The organism is Paramagnetospirillum magnetotacticum MS-1 (assembly GCF_000829825.1).
Lineage (GTDB): Bacteria > Pseudomonadota > Alphaproteobacteria > Rhodospirillales > Magnetospirillaceae > Phaeospirillum > Phaeospirillum magnetotacticum.
Genome location: NZ_JXSL01000030.1, coordinates 667,123 through 685,942 on the forward strand (window position 1 = coordinate 667,123; position 18,820 = coordinate 685,942).

Genomic DNA, 18,820 nt, shown 5'->3' on the forward strand with positions numbered 1-18,820 from the left:
CCGCCGGGAAGAAATGTGTTGGAGAGGGGCCGGCCCGATCGGGGCGGCCCCTTTTCGCGTCTTGGGGAACAAGAGACATGCACGACCTCGATCAACTCCGCTCGCAGGCCTTGTCCGACGTGGCCGCCGCCACGACTCTGGACCAGTTGGAAGCCGCCCGCGTCGCCGCGCTGGGCAAGAAGGGCACCATTACCGGCCTGATGAAGTCCCTGGGCGGCATGGGCCCCGATGAACGCAAGGCTGCCGGTGCGGCGCTGAACGCGGCGCGGGGCGAGATCGAAGGCGCGCTTGCCGCCGCCAAGGCCGGTCTGGAGGCCAAGGCCCTGGACGAGCGTCTGGCGCGTGAACGCATCGACGTGACCCTGCCGTCGCGGCCCGAGGCCGTGGGGCGCATCCATCCCATTTCCCAGGTCATGGACGAGATGAGCACCATCTTCGCCCAGATGGGCTTCGATGTGGCGGAAGGTCCCGATATCGAGGACGACTTCCACAATTTCAACGCGCTGAACATTCCCCCTGAGCATCCGGCCCGCCAGATGCACGACACTTTCTATTTCGGCGAGAAGGCCGATGGCGGGCGTCACCTCCTGCGCACCCATACCAGCCCGGTGCAGATCCGCACCATGCTGGCCAACAAGCCCCCCATCCGCATCATCGCGCCGGGCCGCACCTATCGCTGCGACTCGGACATGACCCACACGCCCATGTTCCATCAGATCGAAGGCCTGGTCATCGACGAGGTCACCCATATGGGTCATCTCAAGGGCTGTCTGCTGGAATTCGTCCGCGCCTTCTTCGAAGTCGACGATGTGCCGGTGCGGTTCCGCCCCAGCTTCTTCCCCTTCACGGAGCCCTCGGCCGAGGTGGATATCGGCTGTTCGCGCGAAGGCGGCGAGTTGAAGATCGGACCCGGCGCGGGCTGGCTGGAAATCGGCGGCTCGGGCATGGTGCACCCCAACGTGCTGCGCAACTGCGGCATCGATCCCGACCGCTACCAGGGCTTCGCCTTCGGCATGGGCGTCGAACGCATGGCCATGCTGAAATACGGTATTCCCGATCTGCGCACCTTCTTTGATTCCGATCTCAGGTGGCTGAAGCATTACGGCTTCGTGCCCTTGGACGTTCCCACGCTCTCGGGAGGGCTGACCCGATGAAGTTCACGCTGGACTGGCTGAAGAGCCATCTCGACACCGAAGCGACCTTGGCCGAGATCGAGGTGGGCCTCACCGCCATCGGCCTCGAGGTGGAAGGCATCGACGATCCTTCCAAGCATCTGGGCGGCTTCGTGGTCGGTCATATTCTCGAAGCCGAGAAGCACCCCGACGCCGACAAGCTGAAGCTGTGCAAGGTGGACAGCGGATCGGGCATCCTTCAGGTGGTGTGCGGCGCTCCCAATGCGCGCGCTGGACTGAAAGTCATCCTGGCCCAGCCGGGAACCTATATCCCCATCACCGGCGACGTTCTGAAGAAGGGCAAGGTCCGGGGCGTGGAAAGCCAGGGCATGATGTGTTCGTGGCGCGAGTTGAAGCTGGGCGAGGACCACGAGGGCATCGCCGAACTGGACGTCACGCTCACGGTGGGCGCCAGCCTGCTCGACATCATGAGCTTCGATCCCATGATCGAGATCTCGGTCACCCCCAACCGGGTCGACTGCCTGGGCGTGCGCGGCATCGCCCGCGATCTGGCGGCCTTTGGTCTCGGCAATCTCAAGCCCTTGAAGGTCGAGCCGGTGCCCGGTTCCTTCAAGAGCCCCATCGGCGTGCGCCTGGACTTCGCGCCCGAGGATTCCGCCGCCTGCCCGCTCTTCGCTGGCCGCCTGATCAAAGGCGTCAAGAACGGCGAGTCGCCGCAATGGCTGAAGGACAGGCTCACCGCCATTGGGCTGCGCCCCATCTCGGCCCTGGTGGACATCACCAATTTCTTCGCCTACGACCTGTGCCGCCCGCTGCACGTCTTCGACGCCGCCAAGGTCAAGGGCGACATCCGCGCCCGTCTGGCCCGTGACGGCGAGACTTTGGCGGGTCTCAACGGCAAGACCTACGCCCTGGAAGCGGGCATGACGGTCATCGCCGACGAGAACGGCCCCGAGGCCCTGGCCGGTATCCTGGGCGGCGAGCATTCGGGCTGCACCGAAGCCACCACCGAGGTCTTCCTGGAAGCCGCCTATTTCGACCCCATCCGCACCGCCGCCACCGGGCGCAAGCTGGACATTCTGTCGGACGCCCGCTTCCGCTTCGAGCGCGGCGTCGACCCGGCCTTCGTGGTGCCCTCCATGGAACTGGCCACCCGCATGATCCTCGATCTGTGCGGCGGCGAAGCCTCGGAAGCGGTGATCGCCGGGACCGAGCCCGACTGGCAGAAGTCCATCGTGCTGCGCCCCAACCGCGTGGCCGAACTGGGCGGCGTCGAGGTCTCGACCCAGCGCATGGAGACCATTCTCAACGATCTGGGCTGCGCCGTGGCCGAGCATGCGGACGGTCTTCTCGTCAATCCGCCGTCCTGGCGCGGCGACATCACCGCCGAGCATGATCTGGTGGAAGAGGTCATCCGCATCAACGGCTATGACAACATTCCCGCCACCCCCATGCCGCGTCCCGCCAGCCCGAAGCCCGTGCTGACGCCGGGCCAGCGCCGCGCAGGCTGGGTGCGGCGCCAGTTGGCCAGTCGTGGTCTGGTGGAGACGGTGACCTGGTCGTTCCTGCCGGAAGCCCAGGCCGTCATGTTCGGCGGCGGCGCGCCCGAGATGCATCTGGCCAATCCCATCTCCGCCGATCTCGACGTCATGCGTCCCTCGGTCCTGCCCAATCTGATCACCGCCGCCGGGCGCAATGCCGATCGCGGCATGAAGGACGTGGCGCTGTTCGAGCTTGGTCCGCAATTCGACGGGCCCGAGCCCAGCCAACAACGTCAGGTGGCGGCGGGTATCCGCGCCGGTCGCGCGCGCGGCCGTCATTGGGCCGATCCGGCCCGCAATGTGGACGCCTTCGACGCCAAGGCCGATATCCTGGCCGCGGTCTCGGCCGCCGGAGCCAATCCCGATTCCCTTCAGGTCGCGGCCGAGGCCCCCGTCTGGTACCACCCCGGCCGTTCCGGCACGCTCAAGCTTGGCAACAAGCCGGTGGGCTTCTTCGGCGAGATCCATCCCGGCATCCTCGCCAAGCTGGACGTCAAGGGCCCGGTGGTGGCGTTCGAGCTGTTCCTCGAAGCCCTGCCCGCGCAAAAGGCCAAGGCCACCAAGGCTAAGCCCCTGCTCAAGGCCTCGGCGCTGCAGCCCCTGGACCGCGACTTCGCCTTCACCCTGGATACGGGCGTGGCCGCCGATACGGTGGTGCGCGCGGCGAAGAACGTCGACAAGGCCCTGATCACCGATGTGGCGGTGTTCGACCTTTACGAGGGCGACAAGATGGCGGCGGGCAAGAAGTCCCTGGCCATCACCGTCACCTTGCAGCCCACCGACAAGACGCTGACCGATGAAGAGATCGAGGCGGTGGGCGCGAAGATCGTCGCGGCCGTGGCCAAGGCCACCGGCGGCGAACTTCGGGGCTGATCCCAAGCGGTGCCGACCATCATTCTGGTCCGCCACGGCGAGACCCGCTGGAACCGCGAGGGCCGCGTCCAGGGCCACGGCGATTCGCCACTGACGCCCAAGGGCGCGGCTCAGGCGCGGGCCTATGGCCTGCGGCTGCGGGGCATGCTGAATGGTGACGGGGATTGGCGGGTGGTCTCCAGTCCCCTGGGCCGCTGCGCCCAGACCACCGGCATCCTGTGCGAGACGGCCGGACTGGATTTCCGTTCCATCCGTTTCGACGACCGCCTGCGCGAGGTTCATACCGGCCAGTGGTCGGGCCTGCCCAAGGCTGAACTGGCGGCGCGCCATCCCGGCATACTTGACTGTGAAGGGCTGAATCACTGGGTGTTCCGCTGCCCTGGCGGCGAAAGCCATCAGGACGTAACCAACCGCCTCGCCCATTGGCTGGCGGATCTGGCGCCCGGCGACAAGGTCATCGCCGTCAGCCACGGCATCGCCGGACGGGTGCTGCGCGGGCTCTATGCCGGACTCGACCCCGACGAGGCCATGCGGGGAGACTCACCCCAGAACGTATTATTCTTTATGTCAAAAGGCTGTGTTGAACGAATTAGCAGCGAATAACCTCTTGCCCTGTTTGCACCGCACAAGATGACGTGCGATGATGAAATATGATGGATGGTAATACCGGCTTTCGTTATTCCGCTCGGGTCGCCGCCGAGGCCATGTCGCAGATTCTGCGGCTGGCCAACGGAGCGGCTTTCTCCGGTGGCTTGAACCCCGCCCAATGGAGCGCCTTGCGCTATCTGGCCGATACCGTGCCCGAGGCCCGCACCGTCACCGATTTCGCCCAGTACCACGCCACCACCAGCGGCACAGCCAGCCAAACCGTGGCCGCCCTGGTGCGCAAGGGGCTGGTGGAACGCCTGCCCGAACCGGGCGATCGCCGCCGCAACCGCCTGGAACTGACCTCGTCTGGGCATGAATTGCTGCAAGGCGACCCCCTGGGCGGCATCGCCGCCGCCATCGCCGCCCAACCCCCGGAACTCCAGCGGGCGCTGGCCGATGGGCTGGAGGCGACGCTGCGCACCCTGATCAAGCAGAAAGCCTGATCCCCTTAAACTCCGTTCGCCTTAAACCAGGCCAAAGCCTTGGACCAGCCGTCCTTGGCCTGCGCCTCACGGTAGGAAGGGCGGTAATCGGCATGGAAGGCGTGGGGCGTGTCGGGATAGACCACGAACTCCACCTTGACCCGCGCCGTCTTCACCGCCGCCTTCATTTTCTCGACGGTATCAAGGGGAATACCCTGATCGGCGCCGCCATAAAGTCCCAGCACCGGCGCGTAGAGATCGGCGGCCAAATCCAGGGGCTGCTTCGGCGTTTCCGGAGTCGGAGCGCCAGCCAGCTTGCCATACCAGGCCACCGCCGCCTTCAGCTTGGGATTATGGGCGGCATACAGCCAGGTGGCACGGCCACCCCAGCAAAAGCCGGTGACGGCCAGCCGCTCGGCATCGCCGCCATTGGCTTGCGCCCAGGCGGCGCAGGCATCCAGATCGGCCAAAACCTGGGCATCGGGCACCTTGGCCACGATGGTCGACAAAATGGTGGGAATATCGGTCAGGACTGAAGGATCGCCCTGGCGGAAATACAGCTCGGGTGCCACGGCCAGATAGCCCAGCTTGGCGAAGCGGCGGCAGACGTCCCTGATATGCTCGTGGACCCCGAAGATCTCCTGGATCACCAGAATAGTGGGAAATGGCCCTTTGCCCGCAGGCATGGCGGAATAGGCTGGCATGGAATGACCGCCCGAGGTGGGGATCATCACCGCCCCGGCGCTAAGACCCTGGGTATCGGTACTGATGGCGCCGGCGGCAGCGGGACTGACCGCCAGGGCATAGCCGGTGGCCAGCACGGCCGCCGACACGAAGCCGCGCCGGGTCATGTCGATCTTGGGGCTGAGACTCTTGAGGTCGTCTTTCATTACCATCCCTCCCGGAAGAAAACTGCCTTCAAACATGGCATCGCCGGCCTTGCGCCACAAGGCCGGCGAGGATAGGTTTGGGCGCGATTCGAACCAGCCTCTCAGGTGCCGCCGATGCATGTGATCCTCAATACGCTGATCGAAGTGATCCTGATCGCCCTGAACCTTTACTGGTACGTCATCCTGGCGTCGGTAATCGTCGGCTGGCTGGTCACTTTCGGCGTGATCAACACCTACAATCCCACGGTACGGACCATCCTGGACGTGATCTATCGCCTGACCGAACCGGCGCTGCGGCCCATCCGCCGCGTCCTGCCCGATTTCGGCAATGTGGACCTGTCGCCGGTCGCCCTCTGGCTGATTCTCTATTTCTTCATCCGGGTGCTGGAGCAGGTGCGGTTCAGCATTTGAGCCCCTCGCCCTTCACGGCCTGCGCGGCTGGCCTGAAAGTGGCTGTCCGCCTCACCCCAAAGGCGTCGCGCGACCGCATCATGGGCGCCGCGCCCGAGGCGGACGGCTCGGTGGTCCTCAAGGCGCAGGTCACCACCGTGCCCGAGGACGGCAAGGCCAATGCGGCGCTGCTCAAACTTTTGTCCAAGGCTTGGAAGATCCCCAAGTCCGATATGGACATCGTCCTGGGCGCCACCGACCGGCGCAAGGTGATCCTGATTTCCGGCGATTCCGAGGTTTTGCGGAAACGCCTCGACGAGTGGATGGCAAGCAACCATGACTGACGCAAAGCTGATCGACGGCAATCTGTTTTCCGGCAAACTGCGCGAGACCATCGCCGCCCGCGTGGCCGAGATGAAGGAAAAGCACCGGGTCACCCCCGGACTGGCGGTGGTGCTGGTGGGCGAAGACCCGGCCAGCCAGGTCTATGTGCGCACCAAGGGCAAGCGCACCATCGAGGCTGGCATGCGCTCCTTCGAGCACAAGCTGCCCGCCGATACGCCCGAAGACGCGCTGCTGCTGCTGATCGAAAGCCTGAACAAGGACCCCGATGTGCACGGCATCCTGGTGCAATTGCCTGTCCCTAAGCATATCGACACCCAGAAGGTGATCGAGGCCATCGACCCGGCCAAGGATGTGGACGGCTTTCATCCCGTCAATGTGGGACGTCTGGCGGCGGGCATGGACGCCATGGTGCCCTGCACGCCCCTGGGCTCGCTGCTGCTACTCAAGGATACCCTGGGCAAGCTGGGCGGTCTCGACGCGGTGGTGATCGGGCGCTCCAACATCGTGGGCAAGCCCATGGCCCAATTGTTGATCAAGGAAAGCTGCACCGTCACCGTGGCCCATTCCCAGACCAAGGACCTTCCGTCCGTGGTGCGCCGCGCCGATATCGTCATCGCCGCCGTGGGCAGGCCCGAGATGATCAAGGGCGACTGGATCAAGCCGGGCGCCACGGTCATCGACGTGGGCATCAACCGCATTGAATTGCCCGAGGGCAAGACCAAGCTGGTCGGCGACGTGGATTTCGCCTCGGCGGTCAAGGTGGCGGGCGCCATCACGCCCGTGCCGGGCGGCGTCGGCCCCATGACCATCGCCTGCCTGCTGCGCAACACCGTGGTGGCCTGCGCGCGGCTGCACCATCTCCCCGAGGTGGAGTTCTAGGTGAGGTTGATGGGAGACGTCGGCCATCTGATCGTTTCGGTGGCGGCCTTCCTGGGCGCCCATTCGCTTTCCAACTGGAAGCCGTTGCGCGCCCCCATCGAGGCCCGGTATGGCAAGCAGGGCTTTTATCTGGGCTATTCGGTAGTCTCCACCGCCCTGCTGGTCTGGGTGATCGCCGCCGCGCTCAATTCTCCCACCGTGGTGGTGTGGGAGCAGCAGCCCTGGATGCGCTGGGTGCCGCCGCTGGTCATGCCCGTGGCCTGCCTGTTCTGGGTCCTGGGCCTGGCCCAGCCCAATCCCTTCTCCATCGGATTGGGCGGCGCGGGCTATGATCCGGCGCGGCCCGGCATTGTCCGCCTGACGCGTCATCCCATCATCTGGGGATTGGGCCTGTGGAGCGGCGCCCATATCCTGCCCAACGGCCATCTGGCCGGACTGCTGCTGTTCACGCCCCTGTTCCTGCTCTGCCTGATGGGGGCACGCATCTTGGACGCCAAACGCCGCAGATCCCTGGGCGAGGCCCATTGGCGCGCGATGGCGGATTTGGCCATATTCGAACCTCATGCCCTGCTGACCGAGCTTGGCTGGAAACGCATCCTGGGCGGGCTGGCGCTCTATCCCGTTCTCTTGTGGCTGCACCCCATGGTGATCGGACTGAGCCCCCTGCCGTGATGGCCCTTTACGGCGGACGAGAATCGGGGCAGCCTGATTGCCCCCTCCTTGGAGCCGCCGCCATGTCCGGGTTGTCCCCCCTCGATCTGCTGAGTGATTTGGTCGCCGACGCCCGCAAGGCCGGAGCTGAAGCCGCCGATGCGGTGCTGATCGATTCCGCTTCCTTGTCGGTGGGCATGCGGCTTGGCGCGTTGGAGCGGCTGGAGCGGGCCGAATCCGGCGATGTGGGTCTGCGCGTTCTGATCGGCAAGCGACAGGCCTTCGTCTCCTCCTCCGACCGCTCCAAGGCGGCCCTGGCCCAGTTGGTGGAGCGCGCCGTGGCCATGGCGCGGGCCATCCCCGAAGACCCCTTCTGCGGCCTGGCCGATCCGGCCGAACTGGCCACCGCGTTTCCCGATCTGGACGTCTGCGACCCGCAAGAGCCTGATGCGGAAACCCTGATCGGCATGGTGCGCAGCGCCGAGGACGCGGCCCGCTCTGTCAGCGGCGTCACCAATTCCGAAGGAGCCGAGGCGGGCTGGGGACGTTCGGGCGTGGCCATCGTCGCCTCCAACGGCTTTTCCCATGCCTATTCCGTCACCTCCTCCTCTCTGTCGGTCTCGGTTCTGGCGGGCACCAACGACCAGGGCATGGAGCGCGACTACGATTATTCCTCGGCGGTGTTCCTGGCCGATCTGCGCGCCGCCGAGGAGATCGGCCACGAAGCCGGACGCCGCGCCGTCCGCCGCTTAGGAGCGCGCAAGGTTCCCACCAAACAGGTGCCGGTAATCTTTGATCCCCGCGTGGCGCGCGGTCTGGTCTCCAGTCTGGCGGGCGCCATCAACGGCGCCGGTGTGGCGCGGGGCACCAGTTTCCTCAAAGACAAACTGGGCCAGGTCATCTTTCCCCGCGGCATCCGCATCATGGACGATCCCCACCGCAGGCGCGGCCTGCGCTCGCGGCCTTGCGACGGCGAGGGCATCGCCACCCAGCCCCGTGCCATCGTCGAAGACGGGGTGCTGACCACCTGGCTGCTGGACCTGCGCTCGGCCCGGCAATTGGGCATGCGCTCCACCGGACATGCCAGCCGCGGCACATCCTCGCCACCTTCGCCCTCGGCCAGCAATTTTTACATGGAGGCCGGGCATGTCACGCCTGCCGAGATGATCCACGACATCTCGGAAGGCTTCTACATCACCGATCTGTCGGGCCAGGGCGTCAACGGCGTCACCGGCGACTACTCGCGCGGGGCCTCGGGCTTCTGGATCAAGGGCGGCGAGCTGGCCTTCGCCGTCAACGAAGTGACCGTGGCAGGCAATCTCAAGGACATGTTCCTCAACATCACCCCGGCCAATGATCTGACGTTACGCCACGGCATCGACTCGCCGACCCTGCGCATCGACGGGCTGATGGTGGCGGGACGCTAGACCGTTCGCGTGTGAACGCGAAACGGTCGAGCGCCGCCGCTCATCCTCTAGAACATCGAGGCCAGGACGCGATCCGGCGGCTGGTGGCCGTCGGCGAAGGTCTTGATGTTGACCAGCACCTTCTCGCCCATATCGACACGGCCCTCGATGGTGGCCGAGCCCAGATGGGGCAGCAGCACCACATTGTCCAAGGCCAGCAGCTTGGGATTCACCGCCGGTTCGTGCTCGAACACGTCGAGACCGGCGCCAGCCAGATCGCCACGGATCAACATGCGGGTAAGGGCGTTCTCGTCGACGATCTCGCCGCGCGCCGTGTTGACCACATAGGCGTGCTTGGGCAGCAGTTCCAGACGCCGGGCCGAGAGCAGATGGAAGGTGGCCGGAGTATGCGGGCAATGGACGGTGATCACGTCCATGCGGGCCAGCATCTGGTCCAGGCTTTCCCAATAGGTGGCTTCCAGCTCGGTCTCGATATCGGGATGGACGCGCTTGCGGTTGTGATAGTGGATGGACATGCCGAAGGCCTTGGCGCGGCGCGCCACGGCCTGGCCGATGCGGCCCATGCCGATGATGCCCAGACGCTTGCCCCAAATGCGGTGTCCCAGCATGAAGGTCGGGCTCCAGCCCTTCCAGTCGCCGGAACGGATCAGGCGCTCGCCCTCGGCGATGCGGCGCGGCACCGACATGATCAGGGCCATGGCCATGTCGGCGGTATCCTCGGTCAGCACGCCGGGCGTGTTGGTGACGATGATGCCCCGGCTGCGCGCGGTCGCCAGATCGATGTGATCGACGCCGGTGCCGAAATTGGCGATCAGCTTCAGATTGGGACCGGCCTGGGACAAGACGCCCGCGTCGATGCGGTCGGTGACGGTGGGGACCAGCACGTCGGCGATCTTGACGGCCTCGATCAGCTCCATCTTGCTCATGGGGTGATCATCGACATTCAGCCGGGTGTCGAACAATTCCATCATCCGGGTTTCGATGACGTCGGGCAGCTTGCGGCTGACCACGACGACGGGTTTCTTATTGGGCATTTGTTGTCTCCTCCCGGAACGTTTCCCTATCGACCTAGCAACTCGGGGACCCCTTGTCCAGAGCCCAATTGGACCTTCTTTAAAACGCAAACATCCACCCGCCTTGACCGGGTCGGGCGAGCCGACCTTATAATACGCCGCCGGAGGGAAAATGGACTGCCGTCGTTGGGGGATAGCCGAGATGCGTAAATGGGGGACGAGCGCCCTGGCGGCCCTGCTGCTGGGCCTCGTGTCGGCCGTTTGGGCGCCGACCGCGCTGGCGGGCGAGGCCAGCGGCCTGCCGCTGCCCCGTTTCGTCTCTCTTCGCTCGGACGAGGTCAATCTGCGGGCCGGGCCGGGACAGCGCTATCCCATCGACTGGATCTATTCGCGCAAGGACCTGCCCGTCGAGGTCATCGCCGAGTTCGAGGCCTGGCGCAAGATCCGCGACTGGCAGGGCACCGAGGGCTGGCTGCACCAATCCATGCTGTCGGGGCGGCGCATGATGGTGGTGATGGGCAGCCAGCGCACCTTGCGCGCCTCTGATTCCGATAATGCAGACGCCCTGGCCCAGGTGGAGCCCGGCGTGCTGGGCCGCCTGCTGCAATGCCCGCGCAACCGCGATTTCTGCCGCGTCGAGATCAACCAGATTCAGGGCTGGTTCAAACGCGACGAGATCTGGGGCGTCTATAAGGGCGAATGGATCGAGTAGCGGGGGACGATGTCCGAAGGGCTCATCCCTCCCCGAACATCGCCCCCGCCGGTCGCCCGCCCCAGGGGGTAAGGCGGGGCAGGCGCCCGATCACGCGTCCTCGCCCCGATCACTCGTCCTCGTAAGACCCCATATCCGCGCTCTTGTGGCAGGCCGGACAGTTGGATTTGGTCATCACCTCTGGCCGCTTCCATTCCCGCTCGGAAATCCTGTCGTGCTTGTGCCGGAAACGCGGCAGTTCGGTGATGCGCAAGGGCACGTCGTTGAATCCCACGCCCCGCATCGCCTTGGACCCGGCCTTGCCGCCCCCGGTATCGGCGGCGCCCACCACCAGCACCTGACGGATGCGCTCGGCCTTGTCGGGTGCCATGGAGGCGTTGTCGCCGAAGTGATCCGAGAGTTGGCCCATCATGCGGGTCCACGACCGGGCGGGCAGGAAGGCGGGCTGGAAGGCCATATGGCACTCTGAGCAGGCCTTGACCGTCTCGGGATCGGTAAGCGGGCGGACATGATCGGCCCGGACGGGAAGGGATGCCAGGCAAAGCGCCGCCGCCAGGATCAGGCGCTTCATCACTTGCTCTCCATATAGGCGATGTAATCGCCCTTCTCGGTAGCCGAGCAGGCCCGGCCCAGCACGGTCTGGCAGTCGCGGTCGAAGCGTTCCTCGACCTTGGCCGCGTCGGTGAAGCGCTTGGGATTGGCCGAGACCGCCACGGGCTGAATGGAGCGGCCGGTCTTGGCGTGCTGACCATAGCGGGTGGGATCGCTGGTGTGGCAGGTGGTGCACGAGGCGTAATCGGGACTGGCGGTATTCTTGGACTCGAACAGCGCCCGGCCCCGCTCCGCCGAGAACCCGGAAAAGCCCGGCCCCGCCTGGCGGGCATAACCGGCCTTGATCACGTCGCGGGCGGCATCGGCGGCGAAGGCCGCCGGAACCGCCAGCAGAATGATCACCAGAAGAGCGGCGGCGGAGCCCTTGAGCAGTTCGCGCACCCGGCGCCCCTGAAAGATCCAGGCGATGATGGCGGCATGGGCCAGGACCAGCCACAGCGAGGCCTCGGCCAGACCTTCATGCAGATCCTCCAACGCCGGAAGAGCGTCGGCTGCAATGCCGGTCACTCCGGCCACCACCATGCCCACCAGCAGAACGGCGGCCATCCAGGCGAATAGGGGGTTGCGGCCAGGCTTGGCCCAAGCGAGGCGGGGCTTATGAATCGCCAGCGGCCCGGTGGCCGAGCCGATCATGGCCAGAGCCAGACGCAAAAGGATGGCGCCCACAACCCAATAGCCCGCGAACACATGCATGGCATAGGTGTCCTCGTCCGCGGTGACATAGGCCACCAGAAAGCCTCCGGCCAGGGCGGCATGCCACAGGCGAAGCAGGCGGAATTCCCAGCGCGCGTTCATCAGTGGCGCTCCTGGTGAAAGGAAATGGACACCGGCTGCACGGTGGAGGCATAGGCATAGGCGCCCCCGGCAACGATCATGGCGGCCAACAGACCGTGGATAATCATACGGGTCAGCATGGAGGGAACTCCTTGTGGGTGCATTCATCTGGGGACAGGATGGAGCAAGGCCCCTGAACCGGACGTGACCCGCTGGTTCATCCGCCGTTCATGCGGCGAAGACGATGATTTCGGATATGAAAGCGCTGATCGCCCTCCTGCTTCTCCTGGCCTTCCCCGCCTTTGGCGGCGAAGACCACGACCGCATCCGCCGCTCGGTGCTGGCGGGAGAAATTCTGCCGCTGGACCGTATCCTCGAGCAGGTGGACCGCGACTATCCCGGCGATCTGATCGAGGCCGAATTGGAAGAGAAGCACGGACGCCCGGTCTACGAGATCAAACGCTTGACCCGCGACGGACGGCTCTTGAAGCTTTACTACGACGCCGCCGACGGCACCCGGCTGAAGGTGAAGGAAAGGCGATGAGAGTCCTGGTTGTCGAAGACGAACCGCAATTGACCCTGGCCCTGGAACGCGCCTTCGAGGCGGCGGGTTTCGCGGTGGACAAGGCCTATGACGGCGAGGACGGCTGGCATCTGGGTGATACGGAAAACTATGACGCGGTGATTCTCGACCTCGGCCTGCCCAAGATCGACGGCATCACCGTGCTGAGCCGCTGGCGGGAAAGCGGGCGGGCCATGCCGGTGATGGTGCTGACGGCCCGCGCCCGCTGGGCCGAGAAGTCCCTGGCCTTCAATGCCGGGGCCGACGACTACGTCACCAAGCCCTTCGAGATGGAGGAGGTCGTCACCCGCATCCGCGCCCTGATCCGCCGCGCCGCAGGCCATGCCGCGCCCGAGATCACCTGCGGACCCTTGGCGATCGACACCATGGGCGGTCGCGTCAGCCGCGCGGGCCTGCCCATCGCGCTGACTGCCCAGGAGTTCCGCATCCTCTCCTACCTCGCCCATCACCAGAGCCGCGTGATCAGCCGCTCGGAACTGGTGGAACACGTTTATGACCGCGACGCCGACCCGGATTCCAACGTTCTGGACGTCCTGGTGGCGCGCATCCGCCGCAAGCTGGGCGTCGACGTGATCCACACCCTGCGCGGCCAGGGCTGGCGCATGGAGGCCCCTGGTGACGGGCAATGACTCGCTGCGCCGCCGCCTGATCCTGGGGGCGGGGGCCTGGGTTCTCCTGGCGTTGAGCGTCGGCGGCTGGGTGCTGGGCCACGCCTTCGCCGACAGCGCCGAACAGGCCCTCCGCCACCGCCTGGAGACCCATCTGCGCACCCTGCTGGCGGCGGTGGAGGCCAGCGACAGCGGCGCCGTCACCGTGGGGCGCCCGGTGGGCGAACCCCGCTTCGAACAACCTTATTCCGGCTGGTACTGGCAGGTCTCCGACGGTGCCGCCATCTTGGTGCGTTCGCGTTCGCTGTGGGATGCGGTCCTCGGAATCGCCCCCGACAGCGAACCGGGCGCCGTCCAGATGCGCCGCGATGACGGGCCGCGCGGCCAAAGGCTGGAACTGCTGGAACGCGACCTGTTGCTGGGCGAGAACGGGCGGCGGCTGCATGTGGCCGTGGCCGCCGACCGCGCCGAGGTGGAAGCGGAAATCGCCCGCTTCCGCCTGCTGCTGACCCTGTCCCTGGGCGGACTGGGGCTGGGGCTGCTGGCGGCGGTGGCGGTGCAGGTGGGCTATGGCCTGAAGCCGCTGGGGCGGCTGGAGGAGGAACTGGGGCAGTTGACCCGTGGCGCGCCCCGTCTGGGCGGCCGCTATCCCCGCGAGATCGCCCCGCTGGTCGAAGCCATGAACCGGGTGCTGGACCATGACGAGACGCTGATCCGCCATGCCCGCAACCATCTGGGCAATCTGGCCCATGCCCTGAAAACCCCCCTGGCGGTGCTGCGCGCCGAATGCGGTACCATCCCCCAAGCCGCCCCCCAGATCGAGCGCGTCACCCGCCTGATCGACCTGCATCTGGCCCGCGCCGGGTCGGAAACCTCCTCGGCCCGCGCCGTGGGGCGGCGCACGGCCCTGGCCCCGCTGCTGGCCGAACTGGCCGCGGCCATGCGCAAGGTCCATGCCGAACGCCGCCTGAACATCGCCATCTTGTGCCCACCCGACGCCGATTTCGCCGCCGAGACCGACGATCTGGCCGAAATGATGGGCAATCTGATGGACAATGCCTGCAAATGGGCCAGGACGCGCGTCCAGGTCGTGGCCGAACCCGGCCTGATCCGGGTGGAAGACGACGGACCGGGCCTGTCGCCCGATCAGGCCGCAGCGGCGGCGCGGCGCGGCACCCGTCTGGATGAAAGCGTGCCGGGCTCCGGGCTCGGTCTGGCCATCGTCGCCGATCTGGCGGCGCTGGGGGGCCTCGGCCTGTCCTTTGGCCGCACTCCCGAGGGCGGGCTGGCAGTCAGCCTGTCCGAGAAAGCAACACCGCGCGAATGCGCGTGACAGAGGCCTCGCCTCGGTTATCATGGAGCCAACTTCGCCTTCCCCAAGAGCCCGTCCGGTGAACGTCCCTACGCCTCCCTCCCCTCCGCAGATCCGCGATATCGGAACCTTCCGCGGCCTGTCCTTCAAGCAGGCGGTGGCAACTCTGGTCATCGCGCTCGGCCTGGGCGCCGCCTCGGGGGTCTGGGAGCTTTCCGCCGATTACCAGCGCATGCGCCTTCAGGTTGTGGAAAGCATCAAGTCCGATATGGCCCTGGTGCGCGGTACGGCGGTGGAAGCGGCCTATATGCTGAGCCACGATCTGGCCGGCGAGGTGGTCAGCGGTCTGGCGCTGGACCCCATCGTCGCCGAGGTGCGGCTGGCCGATAATTTCGGCGACGTTCTGGGCGAGACCCACCGGCCACCGGGAGTCACGGCCTTTCCCGCCCTGGCCGAGCGGTTGTTCGGCGATATCGCCCAGCATTCGCTTTTTCTCCAGACCCGCTCGAAGGACAATGCCAGCGATGTGGGCAAGCTGGAACTGCACCTCGACCCGGCCCTGATGCTCAACCGCTATCTCGACCACGTGGCGGCCAGCGCCGCCTCGGGAGTGGCGCGCACGGTGATCCTGTGCCTGTTGGTGGTGGCGGTGTTCTACGGACTGATCACCAAGCCATTGCTGAAGATCGGCCTTGCCGTCGCCAAGGTGAACCCCGCCCGCCCCGGCGATTCCCTGATCGAATTGCCGCGGCGTCATGAGGGCGACGAGCTGGGCATGCTGGTGCGCAACGTCAATGCCCTTCTGGCCGAATCCCAGCGCGGTCTGGACGGCCGCGACACCGCCGAGGGCGCCCTGGCCGCCCTGGCCCGCAACCTGGAATTACGCGTCCAGGAACGGACCCACGAACTGGAACAGCAAAAGGCCGGTGTTGAACGGGCCAATGCCGAACTGGAAAAGGCCAACCGCTTCATCTCCGACGGCATTCGCTATGCCAGCCGCATCCAGACGGCCCTGTTGCCCGATACAACGGCGCTGGACGGCGCGGTGGCCGAATTCACCATCGGCTGGCGGCCCTTCGACATCGTCGGCGGCGATTATTACTGGACCGGCACCTTCGGCGACAAGACGGTGGTGGCGGTGATGGACTGCACCGGCCACGGCGTCCCCGGGGCCTTCATGACCGCCGTGGTGTCGTCCATCTTGGCCCGCATCCTTCATCATCACGGTCATGACGACCCGGCGGTGATCCTGGCCCTGCTCAACTTCCTGGTGAAGTCGGCGCTGCGCCAGGACCGGGCCGACGCCCCCGCCGATGACGGATTGGACGCCGCCATCTGCGTCTTCGACCAGAAGCAGGGCATCGCCACTTTCGCCGGGGCCAATCTGCCCCTGATGGTGTGGAGCGACGGACACATGAAGGTGATCCGGGGCGACCGCCGCAGCCTTGGCTACCGCGACAGCCCCCCCGACGCCACCTTCGCCAGCCACGAAGTTCCCATTACGCCGGGCGCCATCTTCTATCTTTACACCGACGGACTGATCGACCATATGGGCGGCCCCAATTGCCGCCTGTTCGGCCGCAAGCGGCTGCAGGAGACCCTGGGCCATCTGGCCGGGCTGCCGCTGGATGAGCAGAAGGAAAAGCTGTTCGCCACCCTGGATGCCTGGCGCGGCGATCAGCCCTGCCGCGACGATATGACCTTCATCGCCATCCGCCCCAAGGCTATTTGACTCCCAAGGCTATTTTACCGCGGCCTTGGAATAGCGGGCGACGATACGGTCGTATTCGCCCTCGGCCTTAAGCCGCGCCAGTCCGTGATTGAAAGCGTCGCGCAGGGTTGGGTCGCGAAAGGCCATCCGGTAATCGGTCGGCGGAAACAGCGGGTGATAGACCACCTTCTGGCCGGTATCGACCTTGTCCCTGACCTCGGGCTGATTGGCGAACCAGTCGAAGATATTGCGGTCGGCCACCACCACATCCACCCGTCCCTTATAGAGCAGCAGAGGCTGGATCACCTGATTGGATTCTTCGCGGTAGCTGGGATTGGCATCCGCCACCGCCTTGAATTCCGGCCCGAGATACGCCGTCGCCCGCTGGAAGGCCAGGACCGACTTTCCCGCCAGATCCTCAAGGCGCTCGATGCTCAAGGCGCGGGATGCAAGGGTGATGGCGTAATTGCGGTAGGTGATATAGACCTCGGAATAGACCAAGCCCGCCAGGGTTCCGGGGCGCTGGGTCATGGCGGCGTCCATCTGGCCGCCGTCCAGGGCCTTGGCCACCCGCCCAAGCGGCAGAAAGACCGGCTTCATCTCATGGCCTTCCAGGGCCAGAGCCCCTTTGGCGATGTCGTATTCCATGCCGCGCAATTGTTCGGGAATCACATAGGGTGAGAGGGACAGGCCGACCCCCACCGTCACCTCCCGCGCATTCACGGGCAGGGCGAGCAGCAGCGACAACATCCAGATGCGGCGCATTTCCACCTCAATACCGGCATTCACCAAACGTTGAATGGGACCCCATGCCCGACAATCCGTCAATGGCTAGATGATGGCATTGCGTTCCCCCGTTGCGTTCGCGGCGGATCGTGACACCATGGCCGGGGGAGTCCGGCGGACCAGGGAGGGTTCTTCATGCGCCACCTCATCTCGACCGCCATTCTGAGCGGAATTTTCCTGGGGTCGGCCTGGGCCGGAGAGCGCCCCTATTCCATTGCCGGCACCGGCCAGACGGGCTGTTACGACAATCACGGCGCGGCCTCCTGCCCCCTTGCCAAGGAAGCGCCCTTTTGGGGACAAGATGGCCAGCGCCCATCATCGGCCCCGTCCTACCGCGACAATGGCGACGGAACCGTCTTTGACCCGGTCACCGGCCTGATGTGGGAAAAGGGATTCCGCAAGCTGGGCTTTGCCGAGGCCGAGGCCGAGGCCGCCAAGGCACGAACCGGCGGCCATGCCGATTGGCGGGTTCCCACCATCAAGGAACTGTACTCGCTGATCCGCTTCGATGGCTCCACCGGCAGGGGCTGGCCCGGGCAGACCGGGGCTCCCGCCGATGCCAGGCCCTATCTGGACACCCGCGCCTTTGCTTTCGAATATCCAGCCCAGGGACGCTTCATCGACGCTCAATACCTGACCCGTACAGCCTATGTGGGGACGGTGATGGGCGGCGAGAAAGCCTTTTTCGGAGTCAATTTCGCCGACGGCCGCATCAAGGGCTATCCCCAGAACGGCGGACCGGGGCGGCGTGTCTGGTACGCCCGCTTCGTGCGCGGAAATCCTGATTACGGCCGCAATGATTTCGCCGACAACGGCGATGGCACCGTCAGCGACCGCGCCACCGGCCTGACCTGGACACAGGCGGACAGCGGTGACGGGGTGTTCCGCGATGCGATGGCCGGAACGGCCCGGCGGGACGGCCGCCTCGACTGGCGCGAAGCACTGGCGTTCTGTTCCGGGCTGAATTTCGCAGGGCGCACCGATTGGCGGCTGCCCACCGCCAAGGAACTCCACTCCATCGTCGATTATTCCCGTGCCCCCGACGTCACCAACTCGGCCGCCATCGCTCAGGTTTTCGCCATAACCGCCATGACCGATGACCTCGGTCGGCGAGACTGGCCCTATGCCTGGACGTCGACGACCCATCTGGACGGACGGGTGATGGGTGATTTCGCCGTCTACATCGCCTTTGGACGCGCCGGCGGATGGATGGGGCGGCGAGGCGGACCTGGGGGCGGAGGATTTGGTCCCCCACCCGGAGGTGCCCCCATGGGCGGCCCCGGCTTCGGCAGACCCGGCCCGGAGGAACAAGGGGAGATGCGCCTTCTGGACGTACATGGGGCCGGAGCCCAACGCAGCAGCCCCAAGAGTGGAGACGAATCCCGCCTGCCCCGCGGCGCAGGTCCCCAGGGCGATGTACTCCGAATCTACAACACGGCCCGTTGCGTTCGTGGCGGATCGTGACAACATAGCACCAGACGAGGGCCGCCGATCTGGCAGAAGGAAAGCT

Annotated in this window: 20 protein-coding genes; 15 read left to right on the top strand and 5 right to left on the bottom strand. The window is 65.9% G+C overall.

The genetic code is table 11. The features are described 5' to 3' along the window. Window positions 1-77 precede the first annotated feature (77 nt). From pheS to CCC_RS15710, 4 genes are read left to right on the top strand one after another with little or no spacing between them, the layout of a single operon-like run. Window positions 78-1,154 (top strand): phenylalanine--tRNA ligase subunit alpha, encoded by a 1,077-nt coding sequence (pheS, locus tag CCC_RS15695; protein ID WP_041042036.1) that lies wholly within the window; start codon window positions 78-80, stop codon window positions 1,152-1,154. Next, window positions 1,151-3,547, top strand: coding sequence for a phenylalanine--tRNA ligase subunit beta (pheT, locus tag CCC_RS15700; protein ID WP_009869565.1), 2,397 nt, complete (start codon window positions 1,151-1,153; stop codon window positions 3,545-3,547). The genes pheS and pheT overlap by 4 nt, the downstream gene beginning before the upstream one ends. A 9-nt stretch (window positions 3,548-3,556) precedes the next feature. After that, entirely contained in the window at window positions 3,557-4,150 is a 594-nt protein-coding gene (locus CCC_RS15705) for a histidine phosphatase family protein (protein ID WP_009869566.1), read from the top strand. Window positions 4,151-4,197: 47 nt separating this feature from the next. After that, entirely contained in the window at window positions 4,198-4,638 is a 441-nt protein-coding gene (locus CCC_RS15710; RefSeq protein ID WP_009869567.1) for a MarR family winged helix-turn-helix transcriptional regulator, read from the top strand. 5 nt (window positions 4,639-4,643) lie between these two features. On the opposite strand, the gene CCC_RS15715 is transcribed toward CCC_RS15710, so the two are convergent. After that, window positions 4,644-5,507: a dienelactone hydrolase family protein gene (locus CCC_RS15715; protein ID WP_009869568.1), complete on the bottom strand. Its 864-nt coding sequence runs from the start codon at window positions 5,505-5,507 to the stop codon at window positions 4,644-4,646. Window positions 5,508-5,621: 114 nt separating this feature from the next. Here CCC_RS15715 and CCC_RS15720 point away from each other — a divergent pair, with 114 nt between their 5' ends. From CCC_RS15720 to CCC_RS15740, 5 genes are all read left to right on the top strand, one after another. After that, a complete protein-coding gene (locus CCC_RS15720) occupies window positions 5,622-5,918 on the top strand; it encodes a YggT family protein (RefSeq protein ID WP_009869569.1) in 297 nt (98 codons plus the stop codon). Continuing rightward, window positions 5,915-6,241, top strand: a complete 327-nt coding sequence (locus CCC_RS15725) for a DUF167 domain-containing protein (RefSeq protein WP_041042039.1) — start codon at window positions 5,915-5,917, stop codon at window positions 6,239-6,241. The genes CCC_RS15720 and CCC_RS15725 overlap by 4 nt, the downstream gene beginning before the upstream one ends. Further along, window positions 6,234-7,121, top strand: a complete 888-nt coding sequence (gene folD, locus CCC_RS15730; protein ID WP_009869571.1) for a bifunctional methylenetetrahydrofolate dehydrogenase/methenyltetrahydrofolate cyclohydrolase FolD — start codon at window positions 6,234-6,236, stop codon at window positions 7,119-7,121. Before CCC_RS15725 ends, folD begins: the two co-directional genes overlap by 8 nt. A gap of 9 nt (window positions 7,122-7,130) precedes the next feature. Continuing rightward, a complete protein-coding gene (locus CCC_RS15735; RefSeq protein WP_009869572.1) occupies window positions 7,131-7,793 on the top strand; it encodes an NnrU family protein in 663 nt (220 codons plus the stop codon). A gap of 62 nt (window positions 7,794-7,855) precedes the next feature. Continuing rightward, window positions 7,856-9,199, top strand: a complete 1,344-nt coding sequence (locus tag CCC_RS15740) for a TldD/PmbA family protein (protein ID WP_041042041.1) — start codon at window positions 7,856-7,858, stop codon at window positions 9,197-9,199. A gap of 47 nt (window positions 9,200-9,246) precedes the next feature. Here CCC_RS15740 and CCC_RS15745 read toward each other — a convergent pair whose 3' ends face one another. After that, the gene (locus CCC_RS15745) at window positions 9,247-10,233 is read right to left on the bottom strand and encodes a 2-hydroxyacid dehydrogenase (protein ID WP_009869575.1); all 987 of its coding nucleotides are present in this window, start codon (window positions 10,231-10,233) and stop codon (window positions 9,247-9,249) included. A gap of 181 nt (window positions 10,234-10,414) precedes the next feature. Between CCC_RS15745 and CCC_RS15750 the strand changes: the two genes are divergently transcribed. Next, window positions 10,415-10,924 (top strand): SH3 domain-containing protein, encoded by a 510-nt coding sequence (locus CCC_RS15750; protein WP_009869576.1) that lies wholly within the window; start codon window positions 10,415-10,417, stop codon window positions 10,922-10,924. A 109-nt stretch (window positions 10,925-11,033) separates the two neighbouring features. Here the strand turns inward: CCC_RS15750 and CCC_RS15755 are convergent, their stop codons facing one another. Together CCC_RS15755 and CCC_RS15760 are read right to left on the bottom strand one after the other, a co-directional pair. Next, a complete protein-coding gene (locus CCC_RS15755; protein WP_009869577.1) occupies window positions 11,034-11,495 on the bottom strand; it encodes a diheme cytochrome c in 462 nt (153 codons plus the stop codon). Beyond that, entirely contained in the window at window positions 11,495-12,331 is an 837-nt protein-coding gene (locus tag CCC_RS15760; protein WP_009869578.1) for a DUF1924 domain-containing protein, read from the bottom strand. The genes CCC_RS15755 and CCC_RS15760 overlap by 1 nt, the downstream gene beginning before the upstream one ends. A 235-nt stretch (window positions 12,332-12,566) precedes the next feature. Between CCC_RS15760 and CCC_RS15765 the strand changes: the two genes are divergently transcribed. Genes CCC_RS15765 through CCC_RS15780 form a run of 4 tightly spaced genes read left to right on the top strand, consistent with a single transcriptional unit; the run spans window position 12,567 to window position 16,545 of the window. Beyond that, window positions 12,567-12,854: a PepSY domain-containing protein gene (locus tag CCC_RS15765; protein ID WP_009869579.1), complete on the top strand. Its 288-nt coding sequence runs from the start codon at window positions 12,567-12,569 to the stop codon at window positions 12,852-12,854. Further along, window positions 12,851-13,522 (top strand): response regulator transcription factor, encoded by a 672-nt coding sequence (locus CCC_RS15770; RefSeq protein WP_009869580.1) that lies wholly within the window; start codon window positions 12,851-12,853, stop codon window positions 13,520-13,522. Before CCC_RS15765 ends, CCC_RS15770 begins: the two co-directional genes overlap by 4 nt. Next, window positions 13,509-14,834: an ATP-binding protein gene (locus CCC_RS15775; protein WP_009869581.1), complete on the top strand. Its 1,326-nt coding sequence runs from the start codon at window positions 13,509-13,511 to the stop codon at window positions 14,832-14,834. The genes CCC_RS15770 and CCC_RS15775 overlap by 14 nt, the downstream gene beginning before the upstream one ends. A gap of 58 nt (window positions 14,835-14,892) precedes the next feature. Then, window positions 14,893-16,545, top strand: a complete 1,653-nt coding sequence (locus tag CCC_RS15780) for a SpoIIE family protein phosphatase (protein ID WP_009869582.1) — start codon at window positions 14,893-14,895, stop codon at window positions 16,543-16,545. A 9-nt stretch (window positions 16,546-16,554) separates the two neighbouring features. Here the strand turns inward: CCC_RS15780 and CCC_RS15785 are convergent, their stop codons facing one another. Continuing rightward, window positions 16,555-17,289, bottom strand: coding sequence for a substrate-binding periplasmic protein (locus CCC_RS15785; RefSeq protein ID WP_152619789.1), 735 nt, complete (start codon window positions 17,287-17,289; stop codon window positions 16,555-16,557). A 156-nt stretch (window positions 17,290-17,445) separates the two neighbouring features. Here CCC_RS15785 and CCC_RS15790 point away from each other — a divergent pair, with 156 nt between their 5' ends. Next, window positions 17,446-18,774 (top strand): Lcl C-terminal domain-containing protein, encoded by a 1,329-nt coding sequence (locus tag CCC_RS15790; protein WP_009869584.1) that lies wholly within the window; start codon window positions 17,446-17,448, stop codon window positions 18,772-18,774. The last annotated feature ends 46 nt before the right edge of the window (window positions 18,775-18,820 follow it).

What these genes read in the sequence shown, in the direction of transcription:
- folD (WP_009869571.1), top strand. Translation starts at nt 6,234, where the DNA reads ATGACTGACGCAAAGCTGATCGACGGCAATCTGTTTTCCGGCAAACTG.
- CCC_RS15760 (WP_009869578.1), bottom strand. Translation starts at nt 12,331, where the DNA reads ATGAACGCGCGCTGGGAATTCCGCCTGCTTCGCCTGTGGCATGCCGCC.
- CCC_RS15745 (WP_009869575.1), bottom strand. Translation starts at nt 10,233, where the DNA reads ATGCCCAATAAGAAACCCGTCGTCGTGGTCAGCCGCAAGCTGCCCGAC.
- CCC_RS15750 (WP_009869576.1), top strand. Translation starts at nt 10,415, where the DNA reads ATGCGTAAATGGGGGACGAGCGCCCTGGCGGCCCTGCTGCTGGGCCTC.
- CCC_RS15765 (WP_009869579.1), top strand. Translation starts at nt 12,567, where the DNA reads ATGAAAGCGCTGATCGCCCTCCTGCTTCTCCTGGCCTTCCCCGCCTTT.
- pheT (WP_009869565.1), top strand. Translation starts at nt 1,151, where the DNA reads ATGAAGTTCACGCTGGACTGGCTGAAGAGCCATCTCGACACCGAAGCG.
- CCC_RS15790 (WP_009869584.1), top strand. Translation starts at nt 17,446, where the DNA reads ATGCGCCACCTCATCTCGACCGCCATTCTGAGCGGAATTTTCCTGGGG.
- CCC_RS15720 (WP_009869569.1), top strand. Translation starts at nt 5,622, where the DNA reads ATGCATGTGATCCTCAATACGCTGATCGAAGTGATCCTGATCGCCCTG.
- pheS (WP_041042036.1), top strand. Translation starts at nt 78, where the DNA reads ATGCACGACCTCGATCAACTCCGCTCGCAGGCCTTGTCCGACGTGGCC.
- CCC_RS15770 (WP_009869580.1), top strand. Translation starts at nt 12,851, where the DNA reads ATGAGAGTCCTGGTTGTCGAAGACGAACCGCAATTGACCCTGGCCCTG.
- CCC_RS15715 (WP_009869568.1), bottom strand. Translation starts at nt 5,507, where the DNA reads ATGAAAGACGACCTCAAGAGTCTCAGCCCCAAGATCGACATGACCCGG.
- CCC_RS15755 (WP_009869577.1), bottom strand. Translation starts at nt 11,495, where the DNA reads ATGAAGCGCCTGATCCTGGCGGCGGCGCTTTGCCTGGCATCCCTTCCC.
- CCC_RS15735 (WP_009869572.1), top strand. Translation starts at nt 7,131, where the DNA reads ATGGGAGACGTCGGCCATCTGATCGTTTCGGTGGCGGCCTTCCTGGGC.
- CCC_RS15785 (WP_152619789.1), bottom strand. Translation starts at nt 17,289, where the DNA reads ATGCGCCGCATCTGGATGTTGTCGCTGCTGCTCGCCCTGCCCGTGAAT.
- CCC_RS15740 (WP_041042041.1), top strand. Translation starts at nt 7,856, where the DNA reads ATGTCCGGGTTGTCCCCCCTCGATCTGCTGAGTGATTTGGTCGCCGAC.
- CCC_RS15710 (WP_009869567.1), top strand. Translation starts at nt 4,198, where the DNA reads ATGATGGATGGTAATACCGGCTTTCGTTATTCCGCTCGGGTCGCCGCC.